The organism is Novipirellula rosea (genome assembly GCF_039541335.1).
In the GTDB taxonomy this organism is placed as follows: Bacteria; Planctomycetota; Planctomycetia; order Pirellulales; family Pirellulaceae; genus Novipirellula; species Novipirellula rosea.
In genome coordinates this window covers 41640-55716 of record NZ_BAABGA010000066.1, presented here as the reverse complement: position 1 = coordinate 55716, position 14077 = coordinate 41640, and the positions used below count along the sequence as shown (strand labels likewise).

The window sequence follows — 14077 nt, the reverse complement described above, 5'->3', positions numbered from 1 at the left end:
AACATCCCGCGGAGTTTGATCATGGCTAAGTTTTACGTTCAATCCGGAAATTTGCGTACCGTCGTTCAAGCAGAATCGAGCCGCAAGGCTGCCATTTGGGCCGTCCACGAAGCGATGCAGCAAGTTTTGCCCGTCGACGACGAGCTTTCTCACTCAAAATCGGATCGCGAGGGTTCGGAAATGAGCACCGTGATCATGTTGGCCAAACGGATCACGATCAGTGAGCGAGGCTTTGATCGCAGCGACGCCGTAGTCATGTCGACTTTGGAAGTGATGAACCAGTGGAACCAAATGGTCACCACCCTCGATCGACTCGAGCAGATGATGCATCATGCGGCGTAGCGTGTGTGCCGTTTCGTGTGCTGGCAACCTGCGAATCGATGGGAAGGTAATCGCGAGGTGTAGTGCCCTCGCTATTCTTTTCGCAGGTAGCCGGCACTGGTTTGAAAGAACCGGCTGCGACGGACGACCGGTTGAACTTGGTCCTGGGAGGATTCTTTCAAATCCACCAAGTTGGCTTGGCAGTAGCGACATCCGACTTCTTCGAGATGGAAGCGGATGTAGTCATTCGGTTCGGCATCAAGTGTGCCAAGAATGTATTGGCCAAGTTCCGAACGTGACGGACACGACAATCGTTCGCGTCGCCAAATTCCCGCGATCGTATGCAGCCCTGCAGCGTCACGTCCTTGGATTTCGATCAACCGTTTGCGTAGCGAGGCGTCGCTGCGTAACGCTTGCTCGAGTTCCGAGCTGCGGTTCGCTGGCAACGCTTCGTCCAGAAAAGCCGCTAGTTCCGAATCGGTGAACGCGTTCATGGTTGCATGCTCGCTGTTGGGAATAAGGTCGTAGCGAAAGTCGCCAAGACTTTCGACGATTCGGGCGTGAACGAAACTCTTGGCGAGTTTCGCTACCCCAAGTCCTACCCGGGACGCAGCTCTAACCGTCGAATCGGCTCAGGCACAGCGTGACGTTTTGTCCGCCGAAGCCGAAGCTGTTGTTCAACGCGTAACGGATGTCCGCTTCGCGAGCGACGTTGGGAACGTAATCCAAATCGCAATCGGGATCGGGGTTTTCTTGATTGATTGTCGGTGGCAACACTCCGTCGCGAATCGCCATCAAGCAGACAATCATTTCGGTCACGCCAGCTGCCGCAATCAGGTGTCCCATCATGCTCTTGGTGCTGCTAACGGGTGTGTTGATGGCGTTTTCGCCGAACACTTCTTTGCACGCTTTGGTTTCGACTTTGTCGTTCACCGTGGTGCTGGTTCCGTGCGCGTTGACGTAGCCGATGTCATTGGGGGTTAACCCAGCGTCGGCGATTGACATTCGCATTGCCGCGATCCCGCCATGGCCATCTGGTGGAATGTCGGTGATCCGGTACGCATCGGCGGTGGTTCCGTAACCGGCGACTTCGCCATAGATCGTGGCACCGCGACGTTTGGCGGCTTCGAGTTCTTCGAGCACGACCATTGCGGAACCTTCGCCCAGCACGAATCCGTTTCGCAAACGGTCAAACGGACGGCTGGCCTTGGTCGGTTCGTCGTTGCTTTCGCTCAGCGCGGTCAGCAAGTTGAATCCGGTCACGCCGAGCGGATGGATCATGCTGTGCGTTCCGCCGGCGAGCATCACGTCGGCATCGCCACGGCGAATGATTTCGGTCGCTTCACCGACCGCTTGGCTGCTGGCGGCACAGGCGGTCAAGCAGTTCAGGTTGGGGCCTTGCGCGTTGAACATCGCGGCCAAGTGAGCCGCAGGCATGTTCGGTTCTTGCTCGAGTTCTTTGGCGGGATCGAGCAGTTCGAGTCCTTTGCCGACGAACTTGGCTGCGTCATAGGTGCCGCTGGCCAATGCCGCGGACATCATACGGCTGAACGTTTGGAAGTCCTGGTTGCCTTCGCCACTGCCCATGTAGACACCGAAGCGAACCGGATCGGTGATCGAATCCATCACGCCGCTGTCCTGCATCGCTTGCTTGCCCGCACCGATGGCAAAACGAGTGTGTCGGCCGCGGTTTTCCCACTGTTGGATCGACTCGCCTACTTTCGAGACGTCCCAATTTTTGACTTCCGCACTGATCTTTGTGGGAAAGCCGCTGGCGTCAAACAGCGTTGTTTTGGCAACGCCGCTTTTGCCTTCTTTCAGCCCCGACCATACGGTCGCAGCGTCATGGCCCATCGGGTTAATCATTCCGATACCAGTGACGACGACTCGGCGACGCATGGGGAAACCTTGGGTGAGGAGAGTGAAAACAGGAAAATGAACAGAACAGAGAGGTAAAGCAGATTGACTTAGAGGTTGTCGTAGACCGGAACTGGAGTTCCGTCGGGTTTCACCGCGACGTGGAAAAAGTTCATCAGTCGCAGCATCGCCTCGAGGTCGCCCGGTCCGAATAGCGGTCCGGAGGTAAAGCGATCTTGGTCTAAGAACGCGAACATCAAGTCGATCTCGGCGTGCAGTCGCTCGTCAATGTGGCTGACACAGGTCACCGTGGCACCGGTGTCCTGCAGCGATTCAACTTTGACGTGGTATCGCAACTGGTCACCGGTTCGCGCCGGTTCATGAAAGATCGCCTTGCCAACTTTGGCCAGGACACATCGCTTTTCGAAGCCATAGTACTCGGAAACCAAGATGCCGCCGAGTTGGGCCATGCCTTCGATCACGAGCGTCGGGGGCAGCACGGGGTAGCCGGGACAATATTCGTCCACGACTTCCTCGTCCAGCGAGACATTTTTGATGCCGCGGGTATGACTGCCACTGACAAACTCAGTAAAACGATCGATCCAAAACCAACGCATCGACGACTACGCTCCGACTTTGGTTTCGACGTAGTTGCACAAATCGCCTACGGTCAACAGGTTGCCGAAGTCTTGAACGCGTGGGTTCTTTTCGAATTCCGACAGATCGGCCCAAGGCATCCGTCGCTTCAGTTCCGCCATGCCTTCGGCAGTGACCACGCCATCTTTGACGTATTCCGAGTTGGTCAAAACGTCTTCGGGCGAAAGTTCTTCACGAGGGATCGTGATGTCGAACGCTTTTTCGAGCTTGAAGACGATATCAAGAAAGTCGATCGACTCGGCACCCAGGTCGCCGACCAAAGTCGCTTCGCGAGTCACTTCGTCATCATCGACACCCAGGGCGTCGATCAAGGCTTCTTGTACTTTTTCGAAAATCTCTTCTTGGGAAAGTGCCATCGAGTGGATCCTTTAAGGGCTGTTCACATAAACGGAGCGATAGGGATGCGTCATTTCGAGACGCGTAAATATTGTTTTTCAAGTCACTCGGGGGGCCTGGCATCAATGGCCGAGCGTCGTGGCGACTCGTTCAAGCCTAGCTCGCAGCATCGGCGGGAATCAGATCAATCGAGCCAAACAGTTCGTCAAATTGCTTTTTTGCACGCTGGCGAACGTCTTCGTCGGTCTTTAATCGTTCAGGATCATTGCAAGAACGACGCTCCAGCACCAGACGAGCGGAAACGGTCGTGCGTCCCTCTTTCTGTGCCGTTGCCTTGACCGTGGTCAAGTTGCCATCGTTTTTGACCACTTCTGCGTTGATTTGCAGTGTTTCGCCAGGCGAGAGGAAGTCGCCAAACTTAACGCCGCGGACCTCTTTCAATGTGACCAACGCGCTCTCGAATCCGTCGCCGGTGCGGATCATCCAAATTGCCGCTTGGTGCAGGGCTTCGAGCATCATTACCCCCGGCATGACCGGAAAACGGGGGAAATGGTCCAGCAAATATTCTTCATCGGCGTGCAGGGTTCGCTCCGCCGTGATTCGGACTCCAGGTTCAATGGAGGTGATTTTGTCGAGTTGTCGGTACTTCATTTTCCGGTCATTGGCGGGTGTGGGTTCGCCATAAAATAGTTTTCGGGCTGTTTTGCCTCAACCTTAATTACCGCTGTTTCGCCCCTGTTTACTCCGAATTCGTCGATTCGACGACCGGGGTTGGGCTCGGATTTGCGGAATTTGCCAGTGCAGGTCCGCCAAGTTCAATAGTCTGTTCAGCGGTTTGTTCACTGCGTGGGGCAGCCTGTTCACTGCGTTTGGCGGCCTGTTCACTGCGTTTGGCTTGGGCAATCACCAAAACGCCCGCCACCAGCAATCCGACTCCGACTAACCGCAGCGGCGATGCCGAAGCCTGTGGATTGCCCATCCATCCGTAGTGATCCAGTAAAATAGCCGCCAATGTTTGTCCTGTCATGATGGCGGCAAACCACGGAACCGAGCCAACGCGGGGGACAAAGTACAGCGACGTGGTGACGACCACCACTCCGATCGCACCGCCCGACCAGATCCACCATGGTAATTGCCCCGGCGTCGATTGAAATGACGGAGGAAAAACACCGGTGAAAAGGCACAGAATCAATAGCAATGCTGTGCCGACCGAGAATGAAATTAACGCCGCCTGGTAGGGGTGCGAGACCACCTTGCCAAGCGATCCGTTGACGCTCGGTTGTACGCCAAGCACACAACCTGCGGCGAGACCGACGAGAATCGCGACCCAAAGCATGCCCACAGCGTGTTGCACCTAGCAACCCTTTGCGGTCTGGACCGCTTTGGCGTTGTCCGGCGATTGGCTGTTTTGAGCCGTATCACGACGCTGAGGGCCAGCGACTTCGGGACCCAAATGCTTGATTTGATTCTCGGCGTCGACAAATACCAATCGCGGCCGATGCTCCGCCACCTTGTCTTCGGGGACCATCGTGTAGGTCGCCAAGATGACTCGGTCGCCTGGGTGCACCAAATGGGCTGCCGCGCCGTTCATACAAACGTCGCTCGACCCGGGGATTCCCGGAATCGCATAGGTTTCTAGCCGAGTGCCACGAGTCACATTCCAAACGTGCACCGATTCATAGGCACAAATGCCAGAAGCTTCGAGCAATTCGGGAGGGATCGTCACACTGCCTTCGTAATCCACATCGGCGCCCGTGACGGTCGCACGATGGATTTTGGCGGAAAGCAGTTTGCGAAAAGGGCCTGTCATCGTTTTACTCGCTCAGATACGGCTCAAGCAGTTCACGTGTCTTCGTGTCATCGATTGATAATTTTCCGAAACCGAGCACGCCCCCGGCATCGATGGATGCTTGTTGATGTTCTTCGTAATTGGTCACCAGCATGACGGGGACCGAACCTACTTCGGGATCCGCCTTGATCGCTTTTAAAACTTCCAATCCGTCGGAATAATCGCGATCCAGTTTGCGATTGACCGTGACAAGATCGACTTTGCGAGTGCGAAGCGTCTCCAGCGTGTCTTCCAAACCGTGGGTTTGCACCACCGAGGCTTTGAAGTTCGAGGAAACCATACGCCGAATCGAATTGAAGTCTGGACCGCAATTTCCGCAATCCACGAGCAACTTAGACATCATCAAACCAATTTTATGCAAGTCGGGTCTCGGCGTCCTGCCCCCCGAACAATCGGGTGTCGGCGGACGAGGTTACCAAGACTGAGAAACTTTAGAGATTAGCCATGTCGAGAAGCACGGCAAGGCGGTTGCAAAATGAAACAGTCGCAGCGTCCTCTTTTCCCGAGGGGCTGCGACTTGCATTATGGCACCCGATTTCACCGCTCAGCCGAGCTTTGGCCGAACTTCACATCCTACGTAGATTATTCGTCGGTCTTTCCGATCGCGAATAATTTGTCCTTCGTGCTGATGTAAATCGTGCCGTTGGCGGCCACAGGAGTGCTGTACACACTGGTTCCCATGTTGATTTCTTCCACCGGTTCCTTGTTGTCAGGACCAAATTCAAAGACCGCAACGTCGCCATCTTCGTCTCCGATAAAGACGCGTCCATCGGCGATCAGCGGGCTACCCCAGCTCTGGGCGAACATGTCATAGGTAAAGTAAACGGTGGGCGTTCCGTCATCTTTGGGCTTGGCGTTCAAACAGTGCACCAAGCCTGAGAAGTCGGCGATGTAAAGAATGTCATCTTTGATGGCCACGGTACCGCAGCTGCGATGCATCTTTTCTTCGAAGTCGAATTCGCCGTCGTCGTTCTGGTCCGCCATGCTGTAGTGCCACACCACGGCCGAGTTGGAATTGTCCACCGCAGCTTCCCCGTTCTTCGGATCCACCGCTTGAATACGACGGTGAGGAATCGGAGTTCGCGATCCATCGGCTTCGATCTTAACCGCCAATTGAGGCGAAACGTCGCCTCGTTTGGTCGGGTCGATGCACCACAAATGGCCTTCGCCTTCGCCATGCTCGGGGTCTTGGCCGACCGCGATGTAGACCAATCCGTCATAGGCAACCGGAGTGGCGATCAAGTTATTGCGAGTGCCCTCGCCGCCAAGGATCCATTTGGTTTCTTTGGGGTTGGCGTCAAATTCCCACAGCAACTCGGGTTTGCCATCTTTGCCTTGGTCGGCCCGGTAGCTGCGTAAATAGCCGTCGCCGCCGGCGAACAAGACTTGAGGCACGCCTCCAAATTCCGCCACCATCGGGCTGGACCATTGTCCGTGCAAGATGTTGGTTCCCGGAGCGTTGTCGGTCCAGTAAAGTTCGCCGGTGTTTTTGTTCAAACAGATGAAGCTGGCTGCATCGGGGGCTGGCAGATTGATGTGCGATTCATCTAACCCGTTGCTGGTGTTGACGAACAACAAGTCACCGTAGGCGGTTACGCTGCAGGCACACATGTTGTGCTGGCTCGAACCAAGTTCGCTCATCATGTTGTAAACCCAGATGGTATCTGCATCGCGTTTGTCATGGACGCCGAGCGTTTTGGTGAACATCAGCTTCGGGCCAATCGCTTTGACGGTGATCGTTCGCTCGACCCCACTGAACTTGCCATTGATCGCCCATACCTTGCCTTCGGTAACGGTTTTGATCTGGGCATCGCTTTCGAGAGCTTCGCCCGCTGTTTCGAGCAATTCCTTCGCGGCGTCCGACAGTTTGCCTTCGCCCAATGCGGCCAGCGTGTCGGCGTACGGTTTGGCACCGGGGCCCGCGTTCATGATTTCGGTGACGTTGGCAACTTCGTCCTTAACCGGACCGTCGTCCTCGCCATCGTGGAAACCTTCGGTGTCAACGCAGCGGACTTCGCCACGGCTGGTGACGAACCAAAGTCGGTTGCCTTCGACCATCGAGGCACAGCAGATGCCTTGCAGCGGCCAGTCGTGGACGCGGCCGGTGATCAATTTTTCGCTGCTGTGTTGCCACAGAAATTCGCCGTTGGATTCGTTGAATGCCAGCAAACAGCCCAGGTCGACGGTCGATGGGTAACGTTTTAGATAACCCGCTCCGTTATTGGTTCCGACAAACACTTTGCCGCCCGAGACGACAGGGTTGCCGTAGGTTTGGCTGCCCAAGTTGGCGTACCAACGGATGTTTTCGGATTTCTCTTTGTCCCACTCGCCCGTCTTGCGGTCGAATTTACCAATGTCCCACGACTCGGGAAGATTTTTGACGTTGGGCGTGTTGTTACGCAAACGGGTGCCGCCCCATTGGGGCCAGTCGCCACCGGCGCTGAGTACCTTTTCAGGTGTGATACTTTCGCGGGTGTCTGCTTTGGTGCTGACAAGTGTCTTGGCCGCCGGTTTGGCTGCATCCGAGTCGGTTGCTGCCGCCGCACCGTCTTCGGGTTTCGCTTCGGGTTTTGTTGCTTTGGCCTTGGGTGCTTCCGGTTTCACCGCAGGAGCCGCTTCGACGGGGGCCTCTTTGGCAGGCGTTTCTTCGGCAGGCATCTCCACCGCGGGCGTTTCTACCGTCGCGGCGGTCGTATTGCTCGACTCGATATTGCCTTCGTCGATATCCAAATCCAAGTCGTCCGCTTCGATTTCAATCGAACCGGGAGCTTCAGGCGGCTTACATCCACTAAGGGCAACCGCCGTAATGCTGCCAAAAACGGTGGCACCGAAAATCAGAGTCCATGCGGACAATTCATTCTTTTTCATATTGAAAGCGTTTTGGAGCGAGAGGTTTTTGTTTTGGGAGGGAGAGATGGGGGGCACGGCAGATCGAATCGCTTCGAACTGCCCTGCGGAGCGTTTATTCATGCCGAACATGCTTGCGAACGACGTTCATTCTAATGACGTCCGGCAAACGTGCTATTCGTTTGCCGTCACTTCGACGTTGTCGATGTAAATTTCAGCGTCCTTAGCGTTCCCGTAAAGACCGGGGCTCGCGTTCAGGTTCGGAGACTCGTCGCGTGCGGTGATGGTCCATTCTTTGGGTTCGGGTTCGTCACGCGGCCACACTTTGCCCTTCAGCACGGTGACCGACGCAGGTGGCTCGCTTTCGATTTCCGCACGGAATTTCATGCGATACCACGTGTTTTCCTTCCACGGAAAGTTGATCGTTTCGGCCATGCGAAGCTGGGCCGACCAAGTCCGAATCTGAAGCTGTTGGCTCTGGCCCATCAAATCCAGCACGTAGCCGTGAGCGGTCAATCCGATGTCGGGCAGCTTGTCATTGTCGCGAGCCCCGCGAACGTCGGCCGCGATCGTGTATTCCGATAAGTCACTAGGACCCATCCACGAACGGCTGCGTGCTCCCTTGGGAATCGTCGAGATTTTCACGAGTGCCGGCGATCCGTCGACATCGCGAATCACGTGGCGATAGCGGGCACCAACCCACGACAACGGTGGGTCAGTCATGCCATCAAATGTGAACTTCCATGGCAACGGAGGCACGATGCGGATGCGAGCGGTTCCCGTCGCTTTCCCCGCTTTCGCGGTGATCACGACGCCGGTGTGCGAGGCGTCGGCGTTGGCGGTAAAGGTCGAACCTTCGATCTTGCCCGCTCCTTGGACTTCAAATGTCACGTCGGCATCAACATCCAGCGGTTGGCCAAGTCGATTGAAAAAACGAGTGCTCAATTGGACCGATTCACCCGGCTGGACAACCGATTCGGCGGGAACGACCAAGATTTGAGCGAGGTCAGGGTTCTCGGAAACCGGAGTCTCTTCGCCCATCGTGCTGGCCATCTCGACGCTCTCTTGGCTGCCATTTTCGGTGGCGACACAGTAAAGCGTCTTCGAGCTTGGGAAATACAGTCGACCATCGGCCACAATCGGTGATCCGGCAAAATCGGCGTCATCGACGCGCCCCTTGCTCAACACATCGAAGCCGTCTTCGGTCGGTTTGACGACAGCCCAGCGGCCGTTTTCGGTCAATACATAGATTTTGCCGTCGGCATACAACAAGGCACTGCGTTGACGACTGCCGACAAAGGCTTTGCGTTCGACGACCGTTTCGCCGGTCTCGGCGTCAAAAATCCACATTTTGCAGCGGTCGTCGACCAAATAGACGCGGCCGTCGACAAAGACAGGTTCGCTGTAACCGGCGACCACCTCTTCGCGACGCCAAAGCTCTTCGACCTTGGTTTCGTCTCCGGTCCCCGAGACTTTCATGGCGACGATCGCCCCCATCGAACTGCCCGAGACGTTTTCTTCGCTATGAGCAGCGAAGACTTTGTCACCCACCACCAGCGGTGTGGCGTAAATTCCGCGGCGAGAAATTTGCTTGTTCCAAAGCGGTTTGCCTGTGCGAGGTTGGAATCCCCAGATCGCGCCGTCACCCGCCCCTAGGATCAGTTGACGTTGGCCATCGATCGTGACCAGACTCGGAGCCGAGTAGGTGGTGTCATAAGGCAAGTCGCGCGTGCCGCTGAACCAGACGATTTCGCCGGTTCGTTTGTCGAGTCCCAGCAGCCGATGGTTCGGTTTAGCAAATTCACCCCAATTGATGATGATCCCGCTGATAATGACGAGATCTTCATGGATGATCGGGAAATTGGTGCGTCCGCCGTAGGTGCTGAGCATGCCGAATTGTTCGTGCAGCGGAATCTGCCACACCGTTTCGCCGGTTTCACCATTGATACACAGGAAGATATCGCAGGCACCCAGCACATAGACGTTGCCGGTTTCTTGGTCCCCGACAACGCTGCTCCATCCGATTCGCTCGGCCGGAACATCCGAAAGCCAGACGTTGTATTGATTTTCCCAGAGCGTTTCGCCGGTTTTCGCGTCCAAACAGACCACTTTTTCCGACTCTCGGCTCGTTCCTGGCAAGGCACGCTGGATCGTGTAGAGCCGCTCGTTCATCACGATCGGCGTGCAGGGGCCGCCGATATCGTCGCGTTTCCACAGCACATTACTGCCTTCGCCCCCATCGGGATCCCAATCTTCGGCCAAATTGGATGCGTTGGCGGATCCGTTGTAGTGCGGGCCACGCCAGTAGGGCCAACCGGCGTTTTCTGCCTGAGCCGACTGTGGGACGCTGATCATGGCAATGGCAAAGATCAGCAGGGCTTGCATCGAACCGGCAAACCAGTTCGCTCGCTTTCGGAAAAGCGAGGGCGTTTGAAACAGGGATTGCATCGAAACTCTCTTGAGGGAAAGGTCGTTGTGGTTGTTCGTGTTCCGCGACGAATCGCGTGGACTGTATCTGTGGGCTGTTCCGCCGTAGGGCGGGATTTGAGTCGAGCTGTTGTGTTGCCAAATACCGTGATTTTCCGGCAATTTAACGGCTCGTACCTCTATTCCAGGTCAAAGTGTTCGTCGCTCGCGTCAAAGTTAGGGGAACTGAGGATGATCGTTTTCATTTCGCCGACCGCCCGATGACGAACGCCTGCAGGGATCAGGATAGCAGTTAACGGGCGAACAGGGTGGAGGACTCCGTCGAGTTCAATCGCTGCATCGCTTTCGCATTCCAGTACGATGTAAACCTCAACGTGTTCATTGTGATAGTGAGTACGGGCGGCTTGGGTGATTTCCGTCAAATGAACCGTGCCGGGAAACTCGGGGCGATCGGCAAATGCCCGACGCGCCGTGCCACAAGGGCATGCGACCGCAGGCAAGGCGGTCAAATCGACGAGTTGCGGGGCCGTTTTCGCTCGATTCACTTTGCTAGCCAGACTCGTGGTGGTTCGTTCGGGGGGTGTGTGTCGCTGATCTAGCAGCACAATGTCGAATCGTCGGGGGGGCAGTCGGTCGCCAACTGGTTCGTTCAAACCAAAACGGCTTTGTGGGGGGGATTCAAAAGTACGGGCAGAGGGCGTTGCACCGGGGGGGAAGGGGAAATGGGGGTTAACCAATGTTGGAAATTAGCGGCAAAACCCCGCATTCCCATTAGTTTATACCGATCTTGCGTAAGATGCCATGCGCAGAATAGTCACAGTCGGAATTGCTGGAATATGGGGTCGGGTTTACCTAGCCGTCAAACCCTTCCAAGCGGCTGAAAATCAGTTGGATCACTGATTCTGAAGGCACCGAGCGCCGATATCGTTATTGTCCCGCTAACGAAGGCTTCACATCAACGAAGGTGACGTCGGACTTGGCGAGGCAAAACAGAAGGCTTCGATATCGGATGTCGAGGCGAAAAGGTATTTCGACCCAAAAAGAGCTCGATCGCTCAAACACATCACTGCCACGATCCGATTCATCTCCGATCACGGCAGCGATGGTTTCAGGTTCACAACAAGCTAACGAAGTCGGCGGGCCGGGTGCTCGCACCCGAAACCGTTAGGGTTTGTTGAAAGAGTCATGAAGGTGTAATCGTCGGCGACTTCGTTCGACGACTGGACCTTCTGCTTACCTGAAAAACGAGCAATCGCACTCTTTAAAGAAATGCCGACCAACACCCCGCAGAAAATGGCATAAAGGGAGACGTGGCTCCAATGAAGCGGACAATCTTAACTTTGACCCTCGTATTGGGTAGTTCAATTTGTAGCCAAAGCTTTGGATTCGATCTTTTGGATCGGATGCTTGGCGTTAAAGGCTGTGGCAGCTCGACGAGCTGCTGCGATGCGCCAACATATGACTGTGACAGCCCTTGTGGTTGTGACGTAGAACCAGCATGCGGCTGCGAAGCACCTGCATGCGGTTGCGAAAAATCAGGCTGCGGTTTGCTCAAGGGTGGCCACAAGCTGCTCGGCGGCCACTGTGGCGAGCCAGCATGCGGTTGCGAAGCACCCGTTTGTGACGGCGGCTGCGAAGCTCCGGCTTGCGGTTGTGCAGAACCCGCTTGCGGTTGCGAAGCTCCTTCGTGCGGCAAGAAACTCGGTTGTGGCCTGTTCGGTCACAACAAGTCGGCTTGCGGATGTGCTGAGCCAGCTTGCGGTTGCGAAGCACCTGCATGCGGTTGCGAAGTTGCACCGGAATGTGGCTGCGAAGTCAACGCATGTGACTCGGCTTGTGGCAAGAAGAGCTGCGGCGGATTGCTGTCGAAGCTGTTCTCGCACAAAAAGGGCCACGGATGTGACTCGGGTTGCGAAATCCCAGCTTGTGGCTGCGAAGCTCCTACCTGTGGCTGCGAAGTTGCTACCTGCGACAGCGGATGTGACAGCGGTTGCAAACGACCTGGTCTGTTGACCAAGTTGTTCGGTAACCTTGGCTGCAAAAAAGGTTGTGACAGCGGCTGCGATGCTGGCTGTGACAGCGGCTGCGGATGTGGAGCTCCTGCTCCCTACCAATCGGCTCCTTACCAATCGGCACCTGTTGCTGCTCCTGCAATCGACGCAGCTCCAATGCCCCCAGCACCGATCGTTGATCCAAGTGCTAGCGTGACCACTAAGCGTCGCGTCATTCAAGCTAGTGCAAGCTACGTTCGCTGAAAAATGCTTACAAAGGTAGCCCACTAAGCTATTAGACGTGACCTAAACGACCCGGTCGGGGAATTTTCCCTGACCGGGTCGTTTTTTTTTGCTTTCAAATAGATGTTTGCTAGCGATCACTGCAGCCCAGACCAGCCCGGCAGCCCGGGCCAGCCCGACGCTTCGAGCTGAGATTTTTCTGAGCGGGGATTTTCCTAAGCGGGGTATCAATATTCACGTTGACGCTACGCCGCCAATTTTCTAGCTATGTCACTGGCAAGCGACGTGAAGCAGGCCCCCACGCTGCACGGATCCCACGCGACCACCTCCTATCACCAACCCCACTCCGAAGACATGTCCAAACGCATCTTCTTTTCTGTTGGTGAACCCAGTGGCGACCAACATGCCGCTCGCTTGATCACTCACTTGAAACAATCGTTTCCCGAAATCCAAACGACCGGTTTCGGTGGCGAGGCGATGCAGGCAGCCGGCTGCGAGATCGAATTGGATCTGACCAAACACGCGGTGGTGGGGATCCTGGAAGTTTTGCCAAAACTGCGTGAGTTTTTTGGATTTGCCGATCAAGCCGAAGCGATTTTCAAATCGGGCCAGATCGATGCGGTCGTGCTTGTCGATTTCCCCGGGTTCAATTGGCACATTGCCAAACGGGCAAAACGCTACGGCATCCCGGTCTACTATTACTGCCCGCCCCAATTGTGGGCCTGGGGCGGTTGGCGAGTGCGAAAGATGCGTCGGCTGGTCGATCATGTGTTGACCGTCTTGCCGGTCGAACAGACCTACTTTACTAAACACAGTATCCCCGCCACCTATGTCGGGCACCCGTTCTTTGACGCGGTCGCGTTGGCGGAGCTTGACGAGCAATTGCTCGCGAGATTTGCCAAACAAACCGAATCAGGCGATCAACTTGTTGCGGTTCTGCCCGGTTCGCGGACTCACGAGGTGCATCGCACTTGGCCTGTGATGCTCGAGTCGATTCGTCAATTGGCCAAATCCGAACCGACCGCCAAGTTCCTGGTCGCAGCCTATCGCGATCGTCACTGTTTGTGGTGCCGCAACCAATTGACCGCCGCGGACGCTGATCTGCCGATCGAATTCTACGTCGATCGGACCAGCGAAGTGATCGAAGCGGCGCGATGCGCGATGATGGTCAGCGGTTCGGTCAGTTTGGAGTTGATGGCGCGGCGAACCCCCGCAGCGGTCACCTACCGCATCGGCCGGTTCCTCTACGCGTTCGCCAAAATGGTTGTCAAACTCGACTCGATCACATTGCCTAACTTGATGAGTCCTCGCAAAGTCTTTCCCGAGTTTATCTCGGTCGGATCGACTCAGCCGGCGGTCGATTTTCTGACGCAATCGGTCGGCGCGATGCTGCACGACGAATTCTATTACCGCCAAACACTCAAAACGATTGACGAACTGTGTCGCCAACATGCCGGCGGCGGTGCGACGGCAAAGGCGGCCGATTGGATTGGCGAAAGTGTGCTCGGCCGCCGCGACGAGGCCATTCGCCGCGCCGCCTAATCGCCCC

Annotated in this window: 13 protein-coding genes; 2 read left to right on the top strand and 11 right to left on the bottom strand. The window is 55.9% G+C overall.

From position 1 onward, the window contains the following. Positions 1-21: 21 nt before the first annotated feature. Positions 22-342, top strand: a complete 321-nt coding sequence (locus ABD971_RS24355; protein WP_345326382.1) for a hypothetical protein — start codon at positions 22-24, stop codon at positions 340-342. 71 nt (positions 343-413) lie between these two features. On the opposite strand, the gene ABD971_RS24350 is transcribed toward ABD971_RS24355, so the two are convergent. The 11 genes from ABD971_RS24350 to ABD971_RS24300 all read right to left on the bottom strand — a co-directional run bounded on the left by ABD971_RS24350 (position 414) and on the right by ABD971_RS24300 (position 10947). Beyond that, positions 414-815, bottom strand: coding sequence for a hypothetical protein (locus tag ABD971_RS24350; protein WP_339938997.1), 402 nt, complete (start codon positions 813-815; stop codon positions 414-416). 121 nt (positions 816-936) lie between these two features. After that, positions 937-2220 carry a beta-ketoacyl-[acyl-carrier-protein] synthase family protein gene (locus ABD971_RS24345; RefSeq protein ID WP_339938996.1) on the bottom strand — a complete coding sequence of 428 codons (1284 nt, stop codon included), beginning with the start codon at positions 2218-2220 and terminating at the stop codon, positions 937-939. 68 nt (positions 2221-2288) lie between these two features. Continuing rightward, on the bottom strand, positions 2289-2795 hold the full coding sequence (locus ABD971_RS24340; RefSeq protein ID WP_345326380.1) for a 3-hydroxyacyl-ACP dehydratase FabZ family protein: 507 nt from the start codon (positions 2793-2795) through the stop codon (positions 2289-2291). A 6-nt stretch (positions 2796-2801) separates the two neighbouring features. Continuing rightward, positions 2802-3191, bottom strand: a complete 390-nt coding sequence (locus tag ABD971_RS24335) for an acyl carrier protein (RefSeq protein ID WP_008694933.1) — start codon at positions 3189-3191, stop codon at positions 2802-2804. Positions 3192-3327: 136 nt separating this feature from the next. After that, positions 3328-3822 (bottom strand): 3-hydroxyacyl-ACP dehydratase FabZ family protein, encoded by a 495-nt coding sequence (locus ABD971_RS24330; protein WP_339938994.1) that lies wholly within the window; start codon positions 3820-3822, stop codon positions 3328-3330. An 88-nt stretch (positions 3823-3910) separates the two neighbouring features. Further along, positions 3911-4525, bottom strand: a complete 615-nt coding sequence (locus ABD971_RS24325) for a DMT family transporter (RefSeq protein WP_345326372.1) — start codon at positions 4523-4525, stop codon at positions 3911-3913. Then, a complete protein-coding gene (gene panD, locus ABD971_RS24320) occupies positions 4526-4981 on the bottom strand; it encodes an aspartate 1-decarboxylase (protein WP_345326370.1) in 456 nt (151 codons plus the stop codon). Positions 4982-4985: 4 nt separating this feature from the next. After that, positions 4986-5360, bottom strand: a complete 375-nt coding sequence (locus tag ABD971_RS24315) for a response regulator (protein ID WP_339938988.1) — start codon at positions 5358-5360, stop codon at positions 4986-4988. Positions 5361-5602: 242 nt separating this feature from the next. After that, positions 5603-7888: an outer membrane protein assembly factor BamB family protein gene (locus tag ABD971_RS24310; protein ID WP_339938987.1), complete on the bottom strand. Its 2286-nt coding sequence runs from the start codon at positions 7886-7888 to the stop codon at positions 5603-5605. A gap of 153 nt (positions 7889-8041) precedes the next feature. Beyond that, entirely contained in the window at positions 8042-10315 is a 2274-nt protein-coding gene (locus ABD971_RS24305) for an outer membrane protein assembly factor BamB family protein (protein ID WP_345326367.1), read from the bottom strand. A gap of 158 nt (positions 10316-10473) precedes the next feature. Further along, entirely contained in the window at positions 10474-10947 is a 474-nt protein-coding gene (locus ABD971_RS24300; protein ID WP_339938983.1) for a cupin domain-containing protein, read from the bottom strand. A gap of 1935 nt (positions 10948-12882) precedes the next feature. Between ABD971_RS24300 and lpxB the strand changes: the two genes are divergently transcribed. Continuing rightward, positions 12883-14070, top strand: coding sequence for a lipid-A-disaccharide synthase (lpxB, locus tag ABD971_RS24295; protein WP_345326452.1), 1188 nt, complete (start codon positions 12883-12885; stop codon positions 14068-14070). Positions 14071-14077 lie beyond the last annotated feature (7 nt).